18 protein-coding genes are annotated in these 21,289 nt (G+C 67.9%); 8 read left to right on the top strand and 10 right to left on the bottom strand.

Annotated elements, in window-relative coordinates:
- Positions 1 to 171: 171 nt before the first annotated feature.
- On the top strand, positions 172 to 4,188 hold the full coding sequence (locus C5H89_RS12320) for an Ig-like domain repeat protein (protein ID WP_162799354.1): 4,017 nt from the start codon (positions 172 to 174) through the stop codon (positions 4,186 to 4,188).
- A 112-nt stretch (positions 4,189 to 4,300) separates the two neighbouring features.
- On the opposite strand, the gene trpD is transcribed toward C5H89_RS12320, so the two are convergent.
- The 3 genes from trpD to C5H89_RS12305 are packed head-to-tail and all read right to left on the bottom strand — an operon-like array spanning position 4,301 to position 6,700.
- Positions 4,301 to 5,332 carry an anthranilate phosphoribosyltransferase gene (gene trpD / locus C5H89_RS12315; protein ID WP_104107299.1) on the bottom strand — a complete coding sequence of 344 codons (1,032 nt, stop codon included), beginning with the start codon at positions 5,330 to 5,332 and terminating at the stop codon, positions 4,301 to 4,303.
- Positions 5,333 to 5,340: 8 nt separating this feature from the next.
- Complete coding sequence (locus tag C5H89_RS12310) at positions 5,341 to 5,763, bottom strand: response regulator transcription factor (protein WP_101524114.1); 423 nt, start codon at positions 5,761 to 5,763, stop codon at positions 5,341 to 5,343.
- A 10-nt stretch (positions 5,764 to 5,773) separates the two neighbouring features.
- On the bottom strand, positions 5,774 to 6,700 hold the full coding sequence (locus C5H89_RS12305; protein WP_104107298.1) for a cytochrome c oxidase assembly protein: 927 nt from the start codon (positions 6,698 to 6,700) through the stop codon (positions 5,774 to 5,776).
- A gap of 123 nt (positions 6,701 to 6,823) precedes the next feature.
- Here C5H89_RS12305 and C5H89_RS12300 point away from each other — a divergent pair, with 123 nt between their 5' ends.
- The 4 genes from C5H89_RS12300 (at position 6,824) to C5H89_RS12285 (ending at position 11,184) form a co-directional block, all read left to right on the top strand.
- Positions 6,824 to 7,471 carry a heme-copper oxidase subunit III gene (locus C5H89_RS12300; protein WP_104107297.1) on the top strand — a complete coding sequence of 216 codons (648 nt, stop codon included), beginning with the start codon at positions 6,824 to 6,826 and terminating at the stop codon, positions 7,469 to 7,471.
- A 106-nt stretch (positions 7,472 to 7,577) separates the two neighbouring features.
- A complete protein-coding gene (locus C5H89_RS12295; protein WP_104107296.1) occupies positions 7,578 to 8,378 on the top strand; it encodes a c-type cytochrome in 801 nt (266 codons plus the stop codon).
- Positions 8,375 to 9,442: a Rieske 2Fe-2S domain-containing protein gene (locus C5H89_RS12290; RefSeq protein WP_104107295.1), complete on the top strand. Its 1,068-nt coding sequence runs from the start codon at positions 8,375 to 8,377 to the stop codon at positions 9,440 to 9,442. Before C5H89_RS12295 ends, C5H89_RS12290 begins: the two co-directional genes overlap by 4 nt.
- A 68-nt stretch (positions 9,443 to 9,510) precedes the next feature.
- The gene (locus C5H89_RS12285; RefSeq protein ID WP_104107521.1) at positions 9,511 to 11,184 is read left to right on the top strand and encodes a ubiquinol-cytochrome c reductase cytochrome b subunit; all 1,674 of its coding nucleotides are present in this window, start codon (positions 9,511 to 9,513) and stop codon (positions 11,182 to 11,184) included.
- 478 nt (positions 11,185 to 11,662) lie between these two features.
- Here the strand turns inward: C5H89_RS12285 and C5H89_RS12280 are convergent, their stop codons facing one another.
- From C5H89_RS12280 to coxB, 6 genes are all read right to left on the bottom strand, one after another.
- A complete protein-coding gene (locus C5H89_RS12280; RefSeq protein ID WP_104107294.1) occupies positions 11,663 to 12,625 on the bottom strand; it encodes a glycosyltransferase family 87 protein in 963 nt (320 codons plus the stop codon).
- Between the two features lie 119 nt (positions 12,626 to 12,744).
- Entirely contained in the window at positions 12,745 to 13,812 is a 1,068-nt protein-coding gene (locus tag C5H89_RS12275; protein WP_162799353.1) for a hypothetical protein, read from the bottom strand.
- A gap of 722 nt (positions 13,813 to 14,534) precedes the next feature.
- On the bottom strand, positions 14,535 to 14,888 hold the full coding sequence (locus C5H89_RS18945) for a hypothetical protein (protein ID WP_162799352.1): 354 nt from the start codon (positions 14,886 to 14,888) through the stop codon (positions 14,535 to 14,537).
- Positions 14,889 to 15,365: 477 nt separating this feature from the next.
- Positions 15,366 to 15,764: a cytochrome c oxidase subunit 4 gene (locus tag C5H89_RS12265; protein ID WP_101524110.1), complete on the bottom strand. Its 399-nt coding sequence runs from the start codon at positions 15,762 to 15,764 to the stop codon at positions 15,366 to 15,368.
- Entirely contained in the window at positions 15,761 to 17,458 is a 1,698-nt protein-coding gene (gene ctaD, locus C5H89_RS12260; RefSeq protein WP_104107520.1) for a cytochrome c oxidase subunit I, read from the bottom strand. Before ctaD ends, C5H89_RS12265 begins: the two co-directional genes overlap by 4 nt.
- Positions 17,459 to 17,532: 74 nt before the next feature.
- Entirely contained in the window at positions 17,533 to 18,450 is a 918-nt protein-coding gene (gene coxB, locus C5H89_RS12255; protein WP_240181833.1) for a cytochrome c oxidase subunit II, read from the bottom strand.
- Positions 18,451 to 18,568: 118 nt separating this feature from the next.
- On the opposite strand from coxB, the gene C5H89_RS12250 reads away from it, so the two are divergent.
- Both C5H89_RS12250 and C5H89_RS12245 read left to right on the top strand, forming a co-directional pair.
- Positions 18,569 to 19,702, top strand: coding sequence for an aminotransferase class V-fold PLP-dependent enzyme (locus tag C5H89_RS12250; protein WP_205305001.1), 1,134 nt, complete (start codon positions 18,569 to 18,571; stop codon positions 19,700 to 19,702).
- On the top strand, positions 19,699 to 19,938 hold the full coding sequence (locus C5H89_RS12245; RefSeq protein WP_240181832.1) for a sulfurtransferase TusA family protein: 240 nt from the start codon (positions 19,699 to 19,701) through the stop codon (positions 19,936 to 19,938). The genes C5H89_RS12250 and C5H89_RS12245 overlap by 4 nt, the downstream gene beginning before the upstream one ends.
- Before the next feature lie 22 nt (positions 19,939 to 19,960).
- Here C5H89_RS12245 and C5H89_RS12240 read toward each other — a convergent pair whose 3' ends face one another.
- A complete protein-coding gene (locus tag C5H89_RS12240) occupies positions 19,961 to 20,947 on the bottom strand; it encodes a carbohydrate kinase family protein (RefSeq protein WP_104107290.1) in 987 nt (328 codons plus the stop codon).
- A 63-nt stretch (positions 20,948 to 21,010) separates the two neighbouring features.
- Here C5H89_RS12240 and C5H89_RS12235 point away from each other — a divergent pair, with 63 nt between their 5' ends.
- Complete coding sequence (locus tag C5H89_RS12235; protein ID WP_104107289.1) at positions 21,011 to 21,253, top strand: hypothetical protein; 243 nt, start codon at positions 21,011 to 21,013, stop codon at positions 21,251 to 21,253.
- Positions 21,254 to 21,289 lie beyond the last annotated feature (36 nt).

Raw genomic sequence — 21,289 nt, 5'->3', positions numbered from 1 at the left:
CTCACACGGTCAACAGTATTTCATGGGGGGACTGACCGAATGGGTCTGCAGCGCATCACGTACACGATGAATCGTGCTCGCCTGGGCGGCGCCACGGTCGCTACTGTCCTGGCCACGTCCTTGGCCCCGCTGGCACCGGTGTTCGCCGCGGTCCCTCCCGCCCCGGGAGGCTTGTCTACCGCACAGTCGAACTCCGTCACCACGGAGCTGAGCTGGTCGAAGATTCCCGGTGCAACTAAGTACGCCGTCATGGTGGACGACGACTCGTCCTTCGGGTCACCCGAGTTCAGCGAGACCACCACCAACACGAACAGTGTTCCCAAGTCGGTCCTGCGAGCCGGCCTGAACCACTGGCGCGTGCAGGCGATCTCCGCCTCGAACGAGGCCTCGGGCTGGAGCACTGCCACGTTCGAGAACGCGCAGGTCGGTGTTCCGGTTCTACGTTCACCCGCCGACAAGAGCACCCTGAACCAGCCGGCCGACCCGCCGCTGCTGCGGTGGTCCCCGGTGGACGGTGCGTCGAAGTACCTCATCGAGGTCGCCAACAACACAGCGTTCGTCGGCGCCTCCAACTATGAGACCGGGACGACGGGGCTCGTCGTACCAAACCCCCTCGGAGAGGGCGAGTGGTTCTGGCGGGTGAAGGCCTCCCGCGGTACCGGCTTGGTGTCCCTGCCTTCGGCCACCTACATGTTCCGGATCAAAGCGATCCCGGCGCCGGTTCTCACCTCGCCGGCGGACAACCCGGACCAGTCGGTTGAGGACGTCGTCCTCGACTGGGAGCCGGTGGACGGGGCAAGGTCCTACGAGGTGCAGGTCGCGAACAACGCCTCCTACACCACCCCGGTGGAAACCAAGACGGGGATCATGGGCACCCGCTACTCGCCGCCCGCAGGTTACAAGAACGACCAGTACTACTGGCGGGTGAGGGCCATCGACCTCGCCGGCACCCCTACGCCCTGGACCGAGTCACAGTTCAACTTCAAGCGTGAGTGGCCTGACCGCCCTTGGCCCGTTCACCCGGTCCAGGACGGGCTGCCGGCCGAGTCGGACAACCTCAGCCACAACCCGCTCGACCTGCCGTTGAAGACGATCACCGAGGCGGCACCGTACCTTCAGTGGACCCCGGTCCAGCACGCCACCTATTACCAGCTCGAACTCAGTGGCGACGCAAACTTCACCTCTGTGACCTCCTGCCGGGTTGCGGGCAACACGTACACGCCGTTCAACGGCGTCTTCCGTGACACCAGCTTCTCGCGTTCCCCGGACGAGAACTGCAGCTTCCAGGAGGGCATGCTCACGTACTGGCGGGTGCGCCCGATGGACGCGCCACACAACGGAGAAATTCAGGGCATCTACTCTCCGACCCAGCGATTCATCTGGGACCCGGAGATCTACACGAACCTGAGCCCGCGGGCCGGTGAGACCGTCGACATCCCGACTCTGCGCTGGACACCCGGGGTCGCCGCTGAGAAGTACGAGGTCGAGATCCTGGCCTCCGGGAGCTCGTCCCCCATGCACAAGGCTGCCACGGCCGGGACCTCTTACACACCGATTGGCACGGCGCTGCCCACCAGCGGAAACCCCTACCGTTGGCGCATCGTGGCCGTGGAGGCAGGCGGAAGACGTTCGGCGTTCTCGCCCTACCAGTCGTTCAACGTCTCCGGAAACGTCCCGGACACCGCGGCTCCTCCGTTGGCCGCCTTGACCGGCAAGGTGACCGACACCCCGACCGCCCGGGCGCCACAGCTGAGATGGGAGCCCATGCCGGGCGCCGACCACTACCGGGTCTACATGGGTGATGCGGGCACGCCGTTCTACTGGAACCCGGAAGCCGACGAGGCCCTGGTCAAGGACCTGTACTTCCCCGCGCTCACAGAGACCGGCAAGCGCATCCTGCGACCGGGGCAGTACGACTGGAGCGTAGAGGCCTTCGACGCGGACGGTGTCTTGCTCGGTAGATCGGCGGAGAACACGCTGCGGATCGCTGGCTTCGCAGAGGTGAAGAACCAGCGCATCGCGCTCGATGGCAAGACCCTTGCACTCGGTGGGGGCTGCCGCGACACCCTCGGCGACAACACCTGGTGCAAGGGCATGCCGGCGACGCCGGTGCTCGAGTGGGATGCCGTCCCAGACATCTCGTACTACGCGGTGTACCTCTCCGAGGACGCCAACTTCACCAACCTGACCGAGCTAAGCCGGATTCCTGCCACCTCCAACCGGCGCTACGCCTTCACGTATGCCAACCTCAACAAGGCTCTCCCGGACAACACCTCGGGAGTCCCGTACTACTGGCACATCCGTCCGTGCAAGGCGATCGGCGTGTGCGGCCCCGACCCGGTGTCCAACGCGACGAGCCTGGCCAAGAGCGCGTTCGAGAAGCTCTCGCCCGAGATCGTCCTCGAACAGCCCGGGCCGTCCCAGAAAGTCGACACCCATGAGGTGACCTTTGACTGGCAGGACTACTTCGAGACCAACCAGTCCGCCGGCGTCGACCTGGACAGTGACGGCGACCTTGACGAGATGTCACCGCAGGCCGCCAAGCAGTACAGGATCCAGGTGGACGACGAAGCGACCTTCACCGCACCTCACATCGACAACGTCGTGGTGGACCAGAGCACGTACACGGCCTTCTCCAAGCTCTACCCCGAGGGCCCTCTGTACTGGCGTGTGACTGCCATCGACGCCAACGACAACGAGCTGAACTGGTCGAAGGTCTCCGGGTTGACGACGTCCTCCGCGCCGAACGGCGCGTTCGAGAAGCGCAGCCGGCAGGTACTGACGACATCGCCGGTTGACGGCGAGGTGCACTCCGGCACCGTGCCCTTCCGCTGGGAGTCACAACCCTTCGCCAGCTCATACAGGCTCGAGGTCTACAAGAACGCCGACACGACCTACTCGCCTGCGAACCAGGTCTTCGTCCAGCCCACCCTGCGCACGGCGGCCTACGCGTGGAACTCGATACTCCCGGTCAGCGCCCAGGCCTACGTCTGGCGGGTCCGCCGCACCGATGCGTCTGGCAACCCCGGGCCGTGGTCGCAGCCCCAGACCTTCCGGGTGGAGGCCGGAGCTTCCGGCCTGCTCTCGCCCGGCGAAGGAAGCTCGCTGGCACCTGACGGCGCCGTCTTCCGTTGGGAGCCGGTGCAAGACGCCGTGCGCTACCAGGTCGACATCATCTCCAATTCCACCGGAAAGTCGGTCCACACCGCCCAGACCGTCGCCACGGCGTACGCAAGCACGCAGACGCTGACGACCGGTGGCTACACCTGGAAGGTGACGTCGTTCGACGGAGGCGGCAGCGTGCTGTCCTCCGGGCAGCGCACCTTCTCGGTGGACGGTGACCTGCGCGCACTGACGCAGCCGTGGATCTCGACTGTGGACGGCGCCAAGGTCGGCACCGAGTTGCTCCTCAACGCTCCGAGCTGGAGCCAGCCCAACGTGACCATGAGCTACAGCTGGCTGCGCAACGGCAAGGGCATCTCCGGCGCCACCTCCTCGTCGTACCTGGTCCAGGCGGCGGACTACGCGACGGAGATCACGGTCCAGGTGACAGGGTCCTTGCCCTCGTACGCCAGCGCCACCGTCACCTCGGCACCTGTGCTCGCAGCCGCCGGCGCCGCGCTCGTCGCGACCACCCCACCGGTGGTCACGGGAGCGCGCACCGTGGGCAGCATCCTTACGACCACGACCGGGACCTGGCCCAAGGGGACCACCCACTCCTTCCAGTGGCTGCGCGACGGGGCCACGATCACGGACGCCACGCGCTCCACGTACACGCTGACCCCCGCCGACGCGGCGCGACCGCTGTCGGTCGTGGTGACGGGCGTGCTCAAGGGCAACTCCGACGGCAGTGCCGTATCCGCACCCGTGCAGGTGGAGAAGATGAAGTCCACCTCCTTCGCGAAGCTCTCGGCCAAAAAGGTGAAGAGGCAGGGCAGGAAGACTGCAAAGGTCACGATGTCTATCACCGTGAGCGTGGACGGGATAGCCGGTCCGACGGGCACGGTCCTGGTCAAGGACCGCCGGAAGAAGGTCAAGAAGATCACCCTCAAGCCCAACCAGAAGGGCACCATCACCGTCCGCTTACCCCTCTTCAAGAAGGGCAAGCACCTGCTTACGGCCTACTACAGCGGAACCCTTGTCATCAAGGGCTCCAAGTCTCGCTCCGCCAAGCTGGTCGTCAAGTGACCAGCGCGGACTAGGGCCCCTCCCCGTGGCCTGACTCGGCCAACCGGGCTGTCCATCCCGGCTGTGGCGGCAGGCGACACTTGGGCACCAGTGCTGGAGCTCCAAGGGCACCTCAGCCGGCTGAGGCGGCGACCCAGCGCTCCAGGGTCGCCTGCGCGCTGCCCGAGTCGATCGCCTCGCTGGCCTTCGCCACGCCCGCGGCCAGCTGGTCCAGGCGCTCCGACCCGGTCGCGTCGTACACGGCCAGGGCCGCTCCCGCGTTCAGCAGCACGGCGTCCCGCACCGCGCCCGGCTCACCGGCGAGGGTGCGCCGCACGACCTCGGCGTTGTAGGCCACGTCTCCCCCCCTCAACGCCTCCACGGGGTTGACTGCGAGCCCCACGTCCTCGGGTCCGACGCTCCACTGCTCCACCTGGCCGTCGTTGACGCTCCACACCGACGACGTACCCGTCACCGTCAGCTCGTCCAAGCCGTCGTCGCCGCGGAAGACCCACGCGTCGACTCCGCGCCGCGCGAACACCTCCGCCATCACCGGTGCCATCCGGAGGTCGGCACAGCCGATCGCCTGGGCGTGCGGCCGTGCCGGGTTCGACAGCGGGCCGAGGAAGTTGAAGGTGGTCGCGATCCCCAGCTCGCGACGGGGCACGGCGGCGTGACGCATCGCGGGGTGGAAGGCCGCGGCGAAGCAGAACGTGATGCCCACCTCCGCGGCGAGCGCGGCCACCCTCGGCACGGGCAGATCGAGCCGGATCCCGAGGGCCTCCAGCACGTCGGCGGAGCCGGACTGCGACGAGGCCGACCTGCTGCCGTGCTTCACGACCCTGGCCCCGGCCCCGGCGGCCACGATCGCGGCCATGGTGGAGATGTTCACCGACATGGAGCGGTCACCGCCGGTACCCACGATGTCGAGGAGACGACCCGGCACGCTCAGGGTGTTGCCCGCCGCGAGCATGGCGTCGGAGAGACCGAGCACCTCCTCCACCGTCTCGCCCTTGGAGCGCAGCGCGACGGCGAAGCCGGCGATCTGGGCCGGGCTGGCGTCACCGGCGAGCACCTGAGCCATGACCCACCCGGCCTGGTCCGAGCTGAGGTCCGTGCCCTGGACCAGTGTGGAGAGGACCTCGGGCCAGGTGGTCGAACTCATCGGCGACGTCAGGCCGTGGCAGGCACGCGCGACCTGAGCAGCGTCACCGCGGACTCAGCCAGCTGGATGGGGTCGAGGGGGTGAGGCACCGCGGCCTCGGCCCGCGACCACGTCGCCAGCCACGCGTCCTGCGGACGACCGGTCAGCACCATCACCGGGGGGCACTCGAAGATCTCGTCCTTGAGCTGCTTGGCGATCCCCATCCCTCCCGCGGGCACTGCCTCGCCGTCGAGGATGGCCAGGGCGATGCCGCCCGCGTCCATGTTCTGCAGCACGACGGGCAGGGTGGCCACCTCCACGTACTCCACTTCCGGGAGATCGGGGTGCGGCCGACGCCCGAGCGCGAGGATGACCTGCTGGCGGGTGTCGATGTCGTCGGAGTAGACGAGCACCTTCAGCGGAGCGGGCTTCGAAGCAGTCGTGTCGGTCACGTCCGCGATGCTACCCGTCCCGCTGCGCCACCCGTTCGCGTGCCTCGATCCGGTCCAGCCTTCGGTCCTCGCGCACCGCCTCGCGCATCGAGGAGCGGACCCACTGGGCGAACAGGACGCCGAAGAACACCAGGCCGATCAGGTCACCGGTCGCCCACAGGATCCCGCCAGCGCGGTGCTGGTCCTCCATCGCGTCCGGCAGCCACGACCCCATGGGCCCCTCGCGTAGCGCCAGGTACCAGTCCCCGGCGATCAGGGTGGACTGACCCATGATCGTGACTCCCAGGAACGCGTGGAACGGCAGCGTCATCACGGTCAGCAGGAGCCTGAAGGGCCAGGACACCCGTCCAGGGACCGGGTCGACCCCCATCAGGGGCCAGAAGAAGAGCGCCCCGATCAGCACCAGGTGGATGTGCATCATCTCGTGCACGTACGCCGACCGGAGGCTGGCGTCGTACCAGTCGGTGAAGTACAGCGCCCAGGGCGAGAGCACGTACAGAGCGAAGGCCAGAGGGGCGAACGAGAGCACCTTCGCCACCCGCGAGTGCAGGACCGCCAGCAGCACGCGACGCAGCGAGGCGGGGAGGGTGCGCAGGGCCAGGGTTACCGGGGCGCCCAGCGCCAGCGAGAGCGGGACGACCATCGACAGGATCATGTGCTGGACCATGTGCGCCGAGAGCAGCGTCGTGTCGTAGCGGGCGAGTCCCGAGGCCGTGGCGAAGAGGAACGACCCCATGCCGAGACCGACGAAGGCGAGCGTCCGACCCAGCGGCCAGGAGTCGCCGCGGCGCCGCAGCGCGTGCACACCCCACAGGTAGAGGCCGGCGATCCACACCGTCAGCACGAAGGGGATCGGGTCCAGCCCCCAGTCTGTGAAGACGCGTCCGAGAGTGAACTCGGGCAGCTGCGGAACGCTCTGCAGAAGGACCGGATGCACGCACCCAGCGTAGATGCCGCCCGTAGCCCGGAGCCTTGCGGCCCTCACCCGACGCGGGGGCCACGAGCCGGAACGTTCATTGTCGGGGGGCCCGGGGTGCTTCCCCGGTGGACTAGAGCCATAATGGCTCTCGTGGCGACAGCAACGACGATTCCAGCATCTCGACTTCACGGGCACCACGACCGACCGAGCATGGTCAGCGTGGGCACGATCATCTGGCTCGCAAGCGAGCTGATGTTCTTCGCGGCACTGTTCGCGGCCTACTTCACCATCCGGGCGGTGAGCCCGGACCTGTGGGCCCAGGAGACGGAGCTGCTCAACGTCCCCTTCGCCACCGGGAACACGCTCATCCTCGTGCTCTCCTCGTTCGCCTGCCAGCTCGGCGTGTTCGCGGCCGAGCGCGGGCAGGTGGGACGCACCGGGTCCCTCCTCGCCGTCAAGGCGTGGGGCCTGCGCGAGTGGTTCATCCTGACCTACGTCATGGGTGCGATCTTCATCGGCGGACAGGCACTGGAGTACGCCGAGCTGATCCACGAGGGGATGACGATCCAGGACTCTGCCTACGGCACGATGTTCTACCTGACCACCGGCTTCCACGGGCTCCACGTCGCCGGCGGCCTGCTCGCCTTCCTGCTCGTCCTCGGGCGCACCTACCTCGCCCGACGCTTCACCCACGAGCAGGCGGTCAGCGCCATCGTCGTGTCCTACTACTGGCACTTCGTCGACGTCGTGTGGATCGCCCTGTTCGCCACGATCTACCTCATCCAGTAAGTCCCGGATCCGGATCTGAAGAGGATTTAGTCAATTGCGTTTCCTGAATCGAACAGCCGGACGGCTCTCGCGTCATCGTCGAGGACCGCTCGCGGGACTCGTCGTGATGCTCCTAGGGCTGCTGATGACCGGCGGGGTCTACGCCGTGCTCGCGCCCGCGACCGCCCAAGAGACCAAGGCCGACCAGGAGTTGATCGACCAGGGTCGTGAGCTCTTCCTGGTGGGCTGCTCCTCGTGCCACGGCACGAACGGCGAGGGCGTCGCCACCAACCGCACGGGCTACCAGTTCGGGCCTCCCCTGGTGGGTGTCGGTGCTGCCGCCGTGGACTTCCAGGTCGGCACCGGCCGGATGCCGATGGCCCGGCCCGCCCAGCAGGCTCCCCGCAAGGACAGGGTCTACAACGACCAGGAGACCGAGGCCCTCGCCGCGTTCGTCGCGGACCTGGGCCCCGGCCCGGCCATCCCCGACGCCGCCGACTACAGCCTGGACGGGCTGAGCGAGGCTGAGCGCGAGGAGGCCATCGTCCGCGGTGGCCAGATCTTCCTGACCAACTGCACCGCCTGCCACAACTACAACGGCTCCGGCGGAGCCATGCCCCGCGGTGGCTACGCCCCCTCCCTCAAGGGCGTGGACGAGAAGCACATCTACGAGGCGATGCTGACCGGGCCGCAGGCCATGGACGTCTTCTCCAACGGCAACCTCTCGCCCGAGGAGAAGCGCGACGTCATCGCCTACATCAAGTCCATCGAGAACACTCCCGAATACGGCGGCTTCGGCCTCGGCGGGCTCGGTCCGGTCTCCGAGGGCCTGTTCGCCTGGCTCGTCGGCCTGGGCAGCCTGGTGGGCTTCGCGATCTGGATCGCAGCCCACACGACTCGCTCGCAGAAGAACAAGGTGGAAGCGTGAGCCACAACGACGACAACCTGCCCGCTGAGGTCCAGCCGGACCCCATCGCGGACCCGGGCCTGCACCCGCACACGTGGCGTCCCACCGACGTCGACGAGCGCAAGGCCAAGCGGGCCGAGCGACAGGTCGCGACGCTCTTCGGCCTGTCGGTGGTCTGCGCGATCCTCTTCGTGGTCGCGTACTTCACGCTGCAGATCGGTGACAACTTCGACACCTTCCTCGGCTTCGGTGCCTCCACGGTCGCGCTGGGGGTCACCCTCGGTGGCGCCCTGCTGCTGATCGGCGTGGGCATCATCCAGTGGGCTCGCAAGCTCATGGCCGACCAGGAGCTCGTCGAGTACCGCCACCCGGCGGCCTCCACCGAGGAGGACCGGGAGGCCGCAGTGGCCGCCCTCAACCTCGGGGTCGCCGAGTCCGGCATCGGACGTCGGCCCCTGGTCCGCAACTCCCTCCTGGGCGCGGTCGCCGCCCTGGGGCTGCCCGCGGTCGTGCTGCTGCGCGACCTCGGACCCACTCCGTCGCAGACAGTCGACGAGGAGAACGGCGGCGGCCTGGAGCACACGCTGTGGAAGAAGGGCATGCGCGTGGTCCGCGACGTGGTCGGCACTCCGATCAAGGTCTCCGACCTGGAGGTCGGCGACCTGGTGAACTGCCAGCCCGCGGCGATCTTCGAGGTGGACGAACAGGGACACCACGTGATCGAGGGTGTGGAGCTGCAGGTCGCAAAGTCCAAGGCATCGGTGATCATGCTCCGGATGGAGCCCGACGACATCATCCCGGGACGCGGTCGCGAGAACTGGTCCGTCGAGGGCATCGTGGCCTACTCCAAGATCTGCACGCACGTGGGTTGCCCGATCTCGCTGAACGAGCGCACCACGCACCACCTGCTCTGCCCGTGCCACCAGTCCACGTTCGACATGGCTGACAGCGCCCGCGTGATCTTCGGTCCTGCTGCCCGTCCACTCCCCCAGCTTCCGCTGGCCGTGGACAGCGAGGGCTACCTCGTCGCCCAGCGCGACTTCACTGAACCTGTCGGAGCTAGCTACTGGGAGCGTGACTCGTGAGCATCGACACCAGCAAGGTGGCCGCGAGCAACCGCACCACTGCCGCCGTCGCACAGAAGCCGTCCAAGATGGGCGGTGTCGCCACCTGGGCCGACGAGCGTCTCGGCATCGCCGGGGCGATGAAGAAGAACCTTCGCAAGGTCTTCCCCGACCACTGGTCCTTCATGCTGGGCGAGATCGCCCTGTGGAGCTTCGTGGTGCTGCTGCTCACGGGGGTCTTCCTGACCCTCTGGTTCACCCCGAGCATGTCCGAGATCCAGTACCAGGGCTCCTACGACCAGCTCCGCGGCATCTACATGTCCGAGGCCATGGCCTCCACGCTGGACATCTCGTTCGACGTGCGCGGTGGACTGCTCATGCGGCAGATGCACCACTGGGCCGCGATGATCTTCATCGGCTCGATGATGATCCACCTGATGCGCGTCTACTTCACCGGTGCGTTCCGCAAGCCGCGTGAGCTCAACTGGGTCATCGGCATGCTGCTGCTCCTGCTGGGCACGCTCGAGGGCTTCACCGGCTACTCCCTCCCCGACGACCTGCTGTCGGGCACCGGCGTGAGGGCGGCGGACGGATTCATGAAGTCCGCGCCGGTCATCGGCACCTACATGTCGTTCTTCCTCTTCGGCGGCGAGTTCCCCGGGGACTCCATCATCCCGCGGCTCTACATCATCCACGTGCTGCTGATCCCGGGGCTGCTCCTGGCCCTGATCGCCGCCCACATGATGCTGCTCGTGTACCACAAGCACACGCAGTGGCCCGGCCCCGGACGCACCGAGGAGAACGTCGTCGGCTACCCGATGCTCCCGGTGTACGCCGCCAAGGCCGGCGGGTTCTTCTTCATCGTCTTCGGTGTCATCGCCCTGATGGGTGGCCTGATGACGATCAACCCGGTCTGGAAGTACGGGCCGTACGACCCGTCCAAGGTCACCGCCGGGTCCCAGCCGGACTGGTACATGGGCTGGCCGGACGGGGCGCTGCGCATCATGCCGGGCCTGGAGTCCCACATCGGGGGCTTCACGCTCGCCTGGAGCGTGTTCCTGCCCATCCTGGTGCTGCCGCTGCTCCTCTTCGGCGTGGTCCTGGCCCTGCCGTTCCTGGAAGCCTGGATCACCGGCGACAAGCGGGAGCACCACCTGCTGCAGCGTCCGCGCAACGCTCCCACGCGCACCGCGCTGATGGTCGCCCTGATGACCTTCTACGGTCTGATGTGGGCAGCCGGCGGCAACGACCTGATCGCCATCAAGCTCGACCTCAGCATCAACCAGATCACCTACTTCATGCGGGTGGCTGTATTCGTCGGGCCGGTGATCGCGTTCTGGATCGCCCGTCGCTGGTGCATCTCGTTGCAGCGTCACGACAACGAGAAGATCCTGCACGGCTACGAGACCGGCATCATCATGCGGTCCCCGGAGGGCGCCTACAGCGAGCGTCACCTCCCCATCAGCGCGGACGAGGCCTACACCCTCACCGCGCGTGACCGGGACGAGGTCTACACCCCCGAGGCTGACGTGGACGAGAACGGTGTCCCCGCCGCTGGCACCAGGTCGAGCAGGCTGCGCGCCCGGCTCTCCCGCTGGTGGTTCAGCCACAACGTGCAGAAGCCCACCCGGGCGGAGCTCGAGGCAGGTCACCACCACAGCGAGAACGAGCACGAGCTGCAGTCGGGGCTCGACCACTCAGCCGACGGACACCAGTTCGACGGAAAGCACCCGGTCGACGGTGAGGAGCTCCGCTCCCACTGACCGGTCCTGCATCGCCCAAAAGCCCGACCACCTGATTGGTGGTCGGGCTTTTGCGTGCCACATGGTCAGCCGCCCGAGCTGGCGGCGGCCGCGGAAGGTCCGGTTGGACCAGGGCAGAGACCCCCCGCCAACCCTCCGGTCCACAGCACCAGCGTTCACAAGGAGACCCACTCCCGACGTACGGCGAACCAGAGGACGCCGACCAGCCCGATCCAGGTCGCCAGGAACACGGGCCATGGGAGCCATGCCACGGGTCCGATGGCCAGCAGGAACAGTGGCGAGTACAGGTAGGCGTCGCCGGCCCCGGGCGGCGCGTCGTCGGGGGTTGTCCGCCCGAGCCGCGGACCAGTAGGCGTGGGGCATCCATGCCGACGGCACCGTTGCTGACCAGTGCCATCGCCACGTTCAGGCGAGCATGCCGGCCATGGCCCAGGCGCCCACCACCACGCCCCAGGCCAGCGCCTGCGAAGGGCGCCGTTCAGAGGTGGGAGGTGTCGATGTGACCACGCGACTCGCTCCCCCCGTCGGGGACGGCAGCGCTGGCACGCCTGGTGAGCCGGGGGGTCGCGGCGAGGACCGCTGCGTCCTTGTTCTTGAACTCGAAGTGGGGCGTGGCCAGGAGCAGGCCGATGGGCAGCACCCACCTCTTGTCCCGCCGGCCCCCCGTGTAGACCACCAACAGGCCGAGGCTCAGGCGCAGGACGCGCGAGACCTGGCTTCGTGAGTCCGCATTGCCCTGGAGGAACTCGAACCAGTGGACCCAGAGCTCAGGCTGGACGAGGGCCGACACGCCGGCCACGAGTGCCGTCCAACCGAGGACCTGTCCGACGGAGACCCACTCTCGACGCGCCAGGAACCACACCAGGCCGACGAGACCGATGGTGATCTTGGTCAGGAAGGCGAAGGCCCAGAAGCCCGGGCGGCGGAAGCCCAGGCAGACCATGACCCCGAGCAGACCGTAGATGTTGCCGAACAGGATCTCCGGTGCGCACAACAGCAGCACCGAAACCCGCCAGCGCAGCGCCAGCGGCCAGGTGAGCCACACCAGGCACGCGATCTCCAGGCCCATCCACAGGATCAGGAACCCGCCCCAGGGCAGCGCTGCGATGGGGGCGATGAGCTGCAGGAAGAACGGCGAGTAGAGGTAGGCATCCCTCTCCCCGGGTGCCCACCGTACGGGTTCTCCAGGCGTGCGGCCTGCCAGTAGGCGTGGGCGTCGTAGCCGAGGCCGTCGGGCACGTAGGCACGGACGGCGGCCAAGGCCCAGAGCGCCGAGACCACCAACAGCACCAGGGGAACCACTGCTGCTACAGCCGCGCGCAGCCTCGGTGACGCTTCGCGGTCGAGGAGCAGCGGCAGGTTCCTCACGGCCACATTCTGCCCGTGAAGAGCTCGCGCGGTCCGCGGTTCGACACACGAAGATCCAAGTTTCGGCCTTCATCGTGCGTCACCGTCCGTGTCGTCCGCGATGTCCTAGCCGAGGCGGTCCTCGAGCATCTGCTTGCGTCCCTCCACGTCCGGGGTCAGCTACTCCCTCTTGGGGCTTGGGACGACGTGTGGCTACCTAGTGCGCCTGAGCTGCTTCAGCGCAGGTGCCAGCGTCATGGTGAGGAGCACCAGCAGCGCCAGCCGCTGAAGGTCTTGAACCGCGAAGGTGAGCCGCCCGAAATCGTTCACGACAAATCCAGTCACCGTCGCCCAGCCGACCAGCGCACCAGCCAGGCGCCACCACAGCGGGACGCCCTGCGCTGACACTACTGACGCAGCGGCGACCACCAGCGTGGTCATCAGCTGGGACAGGCCCAACACAGCGCAGAGCATGGTGGCGACGATCACCGTCACACACATGACCGCGAGCTGGATTCCCGCCTCAGCTGACGCGTCGCCCTTGTGGATGAACCGGCCTGCGGCGGGCAGCGCCCCCGACGTCGGGCCACACTGTCGGCTCTGCGGGTTCTCGTGCGCTGGATGATCGAGGTTCGAGCAAGGGGGTTCGTGCACGACGACGTTCTGAAGTGTGTGCAGCGACTGCTGGAGTTGATCGGCAATTCGGGCCGCGTCGTCCGCAGTGGCTGAGAAACCGGTCGTCGAAGCCGGAGTGGCGCAGATGAGCACGTGCACTTGTCGCCGCAGATAGTGCCGCCTGATGTGCGCGGCGACTTCAACGCCGACGCGTGCTGGATCCGCGGCGATCATCACCAGTCGCACGTTGAGGTCCAACGCCTCCCACTCGCTGAGAAACCGCGAGTTCTCGGCGCGTTTCGCCGGGTCGCACGCGTGGACCGCGACGACGGTCGACGCGAGCCCAGAGGCCAGGTCGATCGCGCCGCGCGCTTCCTCATCCGCCCGCGAGAGGAGCACGAGAGCAACCGATGCCGTGGCCCGGGCGCCACATGCGTCGGCGAGGTCCGCGAGTGAGACGGTTGGTGCGAGTGTGTCGCTGTACTGAGTTGCGCGGGTAGCAGCGTGCCCGTCGTCCAGCGCGCGATGCTCAGGTGCAGCGTATGCCCCGGTGGCGCTGGACGACGTGGCATGGAGTGACGCCTTCGACAGTCGCGGCCGCTTGTCGATCCTCCGTGCCCACCACGGCTCGCGGCTGTGGTGAGAGGTGGTGCTGTGGTTCGTCACCGCTTCACGGTAGGCACCGAACTGGGCGGAAGCGCCGTGCTTGACAGAGCCTTGACGGACCTTGACGCGTCTTTGTCGCCGCCTGGCGGAAGAGCCGCATGCTCTTCCCCGATGTCGACACCCGATGCTCTGTCGGTTGACAGAACCGCTTGGTGGTGAAGACACCGAGCGCAAGTGATGGGTCGCCGAGGCAAAGGACTCTGGGTCGATCTGGACAGCCTCGACCCCGATCTCCGCGAGCATCGCTCGCATCGCTGGCAGACCCATGGTGAGGTGCGGGTGTGCTTCGCCCATCACTCGACGAAGTGAGGTCAACGAGGTGAAGGCGACACCGGTACGGGCGCCATCAGGTCTACGGCACACGATTGGACAGGGCACGCCGGCGCGGCCGACGCGGACAGGGACGACGACGGTCTCGCGGCGCTCAGAATCTTGCATGCCGCTCAACATGCCCCCGCGGCAACGAGCCGGGTAGGGGGCAGCCCGTCAAGAATTGCAAGATCGCGTCAAATGATCCGTTGCTATGGCCCGTCACACCCCCCTTCGCAGGCTGGACTCGGTGGCCCGCTGAATCTCCTCGTTCTGCCGTTGCCCGACCAGGGTCGCGTCCACGGTCAGAATGTTCTGCAGGGGTACACGTAGGCCCTCGAGCATCGTGAGAAGCGCCCGCCCAGCCCGCTGGAGGCGGGCCAGCTCGCGCGAGAGCGCAACGGCGGAGGGATTCACCAGGTCCGGGCTGCACGGCGGCTCACAGCGAGAACTGCTCCTGCCACCTCGGAACAGAGCAGCTGGACCTCCGCGCCCGCGACTGAAAGGTCCCGTCCCATGGTGAGGTCCTGGACCGCGGTCAACAGGTGTTCTCCGCACTGTCGGTAGTCCTTGTCCATCGCCGGGCCGGGTGCCCCGTCCGCCAGGCAGCGCAGACGCTGCCCACCCGCGTGCCGTAGCAGCTCCAGATCGCAACGATCAGCAGCAGACAGTCCGCGGACCCCGTCGCGAGCCACGAGGGCAGCCAACGAGTCCAGGAGCTCATTGAGCAAGACGAGCTCCTCCAGGAACTGCAGGTGCTCGATCACCCGCCTCGGGTTGAGGCTATCGACAGCTCGGTGCGCGCCCCCATGGCGGATCGAGTCCTGAATTGCGCGCACCGCTCGGCGCCGGGCCGGGTCTCGGCCCTGTCGGCGGGCTGACCGTCGGTCGTCGTCGAGGGCGATACGGATGGTCCGGTCGAGGGCGCATCCGGTGAGACGAAGCAAGTCGCTGACCTCGCGCGCAGGTGGGAGGCCCGCAGGTGCAAGTCGTACAGTCATGGACTCATCGTGGCGGGCGGGGACAGGGCCAGGGAGCGAGTCACGGAACCCTGTCGCAACGCTGACGCAACCTTAACGTCGATGGTGCGGCAGCCAGCACGAGCAGCACCCAGCGTCGGTCCTGACGCGCCCCCGGGTAGACCACGCTCAGGCCGTCCCGAAATGCCGGATGCCCGGGCCCACGCAATCTCTGCGTGGACCCGGGCATCCGGGACGATCCAGGCCAGCAGCGCTGGCGCTCGATCAGTGCGCGTGCTCTCCGCGGTAGTACTCGAAGACGAATCCGCACAGCGCGATCATGCCGAGCCCGGCAGCGATGATCAGCAGCCACCACGCACCCAGGGCGATCGCGTACATCGCCAGGGCGAGCGGCAGGGCGCACCACAGCGGCCACCAGGAGTAGGGCGGGAAGAAGCCCAGCTCGCCGGCACCGTCGGCGATCTCGCCGTCCTTGCGGTCCTCAGGACGCGGGTCCATCCGACGGGCGTGGAAGCCCAGGTAGAACGAGATCATCAGCGCCAGCAGGGCAGTCATGGTCAGCGCCGAGGTGCCGGTCCAGTCGTGCGTGATCACCCAGTAGGCAGGCGCCACCAGCGTGAAGAAGACTGCCGTGATCGCGAAGATCCAAGTTTCGGCCTTCATCGAGCGTCACCATCCTTGTCGTCCGCGATGTTCTCGCCGATCCGCTCTTCGAGCATCTCCTTGCGCCCCTCCACGTCGGGGGCGTCAGCGACGCCGCCCTGACGCTCGGCGTCGTTCTCCTCCAGCTCCATCGCCGCGATCTCCGGGTGGTGGAGATCGAACGCCGGCGACTCGGACCGGATCCGGGGAACGCTGGTGAAGTTGTGCCGCGGCGGGGGCGACGAGGTCGCCCACTCCAGGGACCGTCCCCAGCCCCACGGGTCGTCCACGTTCACCAGCGGCGAGTTGCGTGCCTGGTAGACGTTGTAGAGGAACGGCAGCGTGGAGGAGGCCAGCAGGAAGGCACCTACGGTCGAGATCTGGTTGAGCGTGGTGAAGCCGTCCTGGGGCAGGTAGTCGGCGTACCGGCGCGGCATGCCCTCCACACCCAGCCAGTGCTGGACCAGGAACGTGGTGTGGAAACCGATGAAGGTCAGCCAGAAGTGCAGCTTGCCCAGGCGCTCGTCGAGCATCCGCCCGGTCATCTTGGGCCACCAGAAGTAGAAGCCCGCGAACATCGCGAACACCACGGTGCCGAAGACCACGTAGTGGAAGTGCGCGACCACGAAGTAGGAGTCCGAGACGTGGAAGTCCAGCGGAGGGCTGGCCAGGATGACCCCGGTCAGACCGCCGAACAGGAACGTCGTCAGGAAGCCGATCGTCCACAGCATCGGGGTGTCGAACGAGACGGACCCGCCCCACATCGTGCCGATCCAGTTGAAGAACTTCACTCCGGTTGGCACCGCGATCAAGAACGTCATCCCGGAGAAGAACGGCAGGTCCACCGCACCGGTGACGAACATGTGGTGCGCCCAGACGGCGACCGACAGGACCGCGATGGCGAGCGTGGCGCCGACCAGGCCGACGTAGCCGAAGATCGGCTTGCGGCTGAACACCGGGATGACCTCGGAGACGATCCCGAAGAACGGCAGCGCGATGATGTAGACCTCAGGGTGCCCGAAGAACCAGAACAGGTGCTGCCACAGGATCGGCCCCCCGTGCGCGGGGTCGAACACGTGGGCGCCGAGCATCCGGTCAGCCTCGAGCGAGAGCAGCGCACCAGCCAGGATCGGGAACGCCATCAGCACGAGCATGCTGGTGATCAGGGTGTTCCAGACGAAGATCGGCATCCGGAACATGGTCATGCCGGGCGCCCGCATGCAGATGATCGTGGTGATGAAGTTGACCGCACCGAGGATCGTGCCGAGACCGGCCAGGTAGAGACCCATGACCCACAGGTCACCACCGGCGCCGGGCGAGCGCACCGAGTCCGAGAGCGGGACGTAGGCGAACCAGCCGAAGTCAGCGGCACCCGAGGGGGTCAGGAACCCCGAGGCTGCGATCAGGCCGCCGAAGAGGAACAGCCAGTAGCTGAACATGTTCAGCCGCGGGAAGGCCACGTCGGGCGCGCCGATCTGGATGGGCATGATCATGTTGGCGAAGCCGAAGAACAGCGGCGTCGCGAACAGCAGCAGCATGATCGTGCCGTGCATCGTGAACAGCTGGTTGTACAGCTCGTCGTTCACGACCTGCTGCCCCGGGAACGCCAGCTCCGAGCGGATCACCATGGCCATCAGGCCACCGAGGATGAACCACACGAACGAGGTGACGAGGTACATCTTGCCGATCAGCTTGTGATCGGTGGTGGTGAGCATGCGAACGACCTGCTGGCCGAGCTGGTGCTGCTTGCCGGCCGGAGCTTGGATCTCCGGTCGAGCCTGGGTGGCAGTCACTCCTGGCCTCCTTCTTCGTCGTCGTCCTCAGCCGGGAAGCCCTCTTCCACGTCGTCCTGCCCGCTGTCGAGCCCGGCCTGGGTGTATGCGTCGGAGCCGCCGAGCAGCGGCTCGTCGGCCACGTCGTCCCGCGCGGCCAGCTCGGCAAGGTGCGCCTGGTAGTCGGCCTCGCTCACGATCTTGACGTTGAACAGCATCCTCGAGTGCGAGACGCCGCAGTACTCGAAGCACTTGCCGGCGTACGTGCCGAGCTCGGAGGGGGTGACCTGGAACTTGTTGACCCGACCGGGGATGACGTCGAGCTTCATGAGGAAGGCCGGGACGCCGAACGAGTGGTTCACGTCGGGCGAGTGCAGGTTGAACTGCACCGTCTGGTCGACGGGGAGCACCATCAGCGGGCGCTCACCGACCGTGCCGATCGTGTACGGCGTCCTGCCGTCCTCACCCTCCTCGGTGTAGTTGAACGTCCAGGACCACTGCTGGCCCACGACGTCGATCACCACGTCGGGATCGCTCTTGACCTCGGTGACCTCGTTCTGGACGTTGACGGTCCAGTAGAAGAAGACGACCACCATCATGATCGGGGCGATCGTGTAGAAGATCTCCAGCGGCAGGTTGTAGCGCGTCTGCACGGGGACGTCGTCCTGGTGCCGACGGCGGAACCGCCAGATCACGAAGAAGATCAGACCCCAGACGATGACGCCGGTAGCCAGCGCAGCCACCCATGCCCACCTCCAGAGATCGAAGATGTGCGGCCCCTGCTCGGTCACAGGGGACGGCATCGCCAGGTTCTTCCACTCTTGCTGTTCCTCAGCGGAGCAGGCGCCCAGCATGAGCAGGGCGATACCCAGCAGCACGGCCGTCGCGACCCGCTTGCCGGGTGCAGCCGCGCGTGAGGGGATGTTCAGACCCACGGACGAGCCTCTCTCTAGGGCATTCACGTATGAGCCCCACACTACTGGCAGCGGGCCGCCGGTCACGTGGTGGGTCATGCCGGTTCCGCCCGCCCGGGTCTGGGCTAAGTTCTGAGCCGTGAGTGCCGAAGCGCGTACCGGGCTGGACGCCGCGTCCTCGGAGCCCCTGCACCCGGCCGCCCGTGACGTCCTGCTGGCGGCGCTCGACCAGGGGTACGCCGACCCCCGCCGGTTGCACCACGACGGGCGACGCGCTCGACTGCTCCTGGACAACGCCCGCGAGGTCGTCGCCCAGTCCCTGCAGGTGCGTCCTGACGAGGTCACGTTCACCTCCTCCGGCACCGAGGCCGTGCATCGGGGGCTGCTCGGCCTGCACCGCGCCCGGGCCCGCCACGGGTCGATGGTGCTGCACTCCGCGGTCGAGCACTCGGCCGTGCACCACGCCCTGCGCTGGGCGGGCGCCCCGACCGCGGAGGTCCCCGTTACCGCCACCGGGCTGGTGACCCGTGGTGCGGTGCGCACCGCGCTGGCGGCATCGGCCGTCCCCGTGGCCGTGGCCGCGGTCCAGCACGCCAACCACGAGGTCGGCACCGTGCACGCAGTGCCCGAGATCGCCGAGGAGCTCGGGGAGGTGCCGCTCTTCGTGGACGCCTGCGCCAGCGTCGGCCGACTGCCGCTGCCCGACGGCTGGGCCGCGGCGGCGGCCTCGGCCCACAAGTGGGGTGGCCCGGCGGGAGTGGGTCTGCTGCTGGTGCGCAAGGGGGCGCGCTGGCGCAACCCGTTCCCCGAGGACGACCGGGTGGACCCGCGGTCCAGCGGCTTCGAGAACATCCCGGCCGCGCTGGCCGCGGCTGCCGCGCTGCAGGCCATGGTCTCGGAGCAGCAGGCGCTGGGAGCGCGGCAGTCCGCACTCGTCGAGCGGGTGCGGTCGGCCGTGGCGGCCCTGCCGGACGTCGAGGTGGTCGGTGAGCCGTCGCAGCGACTCCCCCACCTGGTGACCTTCTCCTGCCTCTACGTCGGGGGCGAGAGGCTGGTGACCGAGCTGGACCGTCTCGGCTTCGGGGTGGCCAGCGGGTCGGCGTGCACGGCCTCCACGCTGGCCCCCTCCCACGTGCTGGCGGCCATGGGTGCGCTGACCCATGGCAACGTGCGGCTCTCGCTGGGCCGCTCCGCGGACAGCCGGGCCGTGGGGTCCCTGCTCTCGGCGCTCCCCGGGGTGCTGGAGCGACTGCGGACCGAGGTGGGACTGTGACCGTCTCCCCGGACCTGGAGCTCGACTGCCGCGACCTGCTCTGCCCGATGCCCGTGATCGAGCTGGCTCGCCACCTGGACCAGGTGCGGGTCGGTCAGGTGGTGGCCGTGGTGGCGCGCGACCCCGCGGCACGGGTCGACGTACCCGCCTGGTGCCGGATGCGGGGCCAGGAGTACCTGGGCAGCGACCTCACCGACCAGCAGGTGCCGCGCTACCTGGTGCGACGTACCGGTTGAGGCTGGTACGCCCGGGGTGCCCTCAGGGATGCAGGGTGCGCAGGTGCGGGGCGATGTCCGCGGCGGCCTCGACGCCGTAGGCCTTCTCGCAGCGTGCCAGGAAGGCCTCGCCGGACAGGACGTACTCCTGGGTGCCGACCCGCTCCACCACGTGCACGGCGAGCAGGCAGCCCAGCTGCGCGGCCCGCTCGTGGCCCAGCCCCCAGGTGAGGGCGGCGAGGAACCCGGCACGGAACGCGTCGCCGACACCGGTCGGCTCGAGCGGCACCACGTCCGGCACGGCGCTGACGGTGATGGTCTCGACGCCTTCGGCCTGCACGCGCACCCCGCGGGCACCCAGGGTCACGATCCAGGTCCCGACCCGGGACAGCACCTCCGCCTCGCTCCACCCCGTCTTCTGCATGATGAGCGAGGCCTCGTACTCGTTGGAGAACAGGATGTGCGCGCCCTCGATCAGCTGCCGGATCAGGACGCCGTCCCCGAAGGCCAGCTGCTGGGAGGGGTCGGCGACGAAACGGTAGCCGCGCTGCCGGCACTCGTCGGTGTGGCGCAGCATCCCGTCGGGGTCGTCCGGCCCGACCAGCACGTAGTCCGGCTCCCCCACCCGGTCCACGATCGGCTTGAGCTCGATCTCCCGGGACTCGCTCATCGCGCCGGGGTAGAACGAGGCGATCTGCGCCATCGAGCTGTCGTTGGTGCACACGAAGCGGGCGGTGTGGCGGGTCTGGGACACCCGGACGGAGTCACAGTCCACCCGGTGCCGCTCCAGCCAGGCGCGGTACTCGGCGAAGTCCTCACCCACCGCGCCGACCAGCACCGGGGTCAACCCCAGGTTCCCCAGCCCGAAGCAGATGTTGGCCGCGACTCCCCCGCGCCGCACCTCCAGGTCATCGACCAGGAAGGAGACCGACAGCTTGTCGAGCTGGTCCACCACCAAGGAGTCGGAGAAGTGCCCCCGGAAGGACATCAGGTGGTCAGTGGCGACGGATCCCGCGATGAGCAGCGACATGTCTGGGCACACTACTAGCGAGTTCGGGTACAAGTACCAATCGGTAACCCTTAGCGTCGGGCCATGACCGCTTCCAGACCAGGTTCACACCTTCCCTACGACGAGCTCTCGACACCCACCGAGATGAGTGCCGACGCGCGCCGGGTGGTGTCCTCCCTCCGCCTGGAAGGAGTGGCCAGGGCAGCAGTCCGGCCGGCACCGAGCATCCACTTCGCGGACTATCCCCGCGAGGTGCCCAAGAGGGAGATCCAGGTCAGCGCGGCAGCGGCCCGGATCGCCAACGCGATGCACCTGCACCTGGACTGACCCCGTGTCCGTACGCCGGACATGAAGAAGCCCCCG

Source organism: Nocardioides sp. 616 (assembly GCF_002930065.1).
Taxonomy (GTDB): Bacteria; Actinomycetota; Actinomycetes; order Propionibacteriales; family Nocardioidaceae; genus Nocardioides; species Nocardioides houyundeii.
The sequence above is the reverse complement of the archived record's forward strand: the minus strand, read 5'-3'. Positions and strand labels throughout refer to the sequence as shown.

Bases quoted from the DNA above. Each gene is read 5' to 3' on its own strand.
- trpD (WP_104107299.1), bottom strand. From the start codon at position 5,332: ATGAGTTCGACCACCTGGCCCGAGGTCCTCTCCACACTGGTCCAGGGC.
- C5H89_RS12300 (WP_104107297.1), top strand. From the start codon at position 6,824: ATGGCTCTCGTGGCGACAGCAACGACGATTCCAGCATCTCGACTTCAC.
- C5H89_RS12295 (WP_104107296.1), top strand. From the start codon at position 7,578: ATGCTCCTAGGGCTGCTGATGACCGGCGGGGTCTACGCCGTGCTCGCG.
- C5H89_RS12285 (WP_104107521.1), top strand. From the start codon at position 9,511: ATGGGCGGTGTCGCCACCTGGGCCGACGAGCGTCTCGGCATCGCCGGG.
- C5H89_RS12280 (WP_104107294.1), bottom strand. From the start codon at position 12,625: ATGAAGGCCGAAACTTGGATCTTCGTGTGTCGAACCGCGGACCGCGCG.
- C5H89_RS12265 (WP_101524110.1), bottom strand. From the start codon at position 15,764: ATGAAGGCCGAAACTTGGATCTTCGCGATCACGGCAGTCTTCTTCACG.
- ctaD (WP_104107520.1), bottom strand. From the start codon at position 17,458: ATGCTCACCACCACCGATCACAAGCTGATCGGCAAGATGTACCTCGTC.
- C5H89_RS12240 (WP_104107290.1), bottom strand. From the start codon at position 20,947: ATGTCGCTGCTCATCGCGGGATCCGTCGCCACTGACCACCTGATGTCC.
- C5H89_RS12235 (WP_104107289.1), top strand. From the start codon at position 21,011: ATGACCGCTTCCAGACCAGGTTCACACCTTCCCTACGACGAGCTCTCG.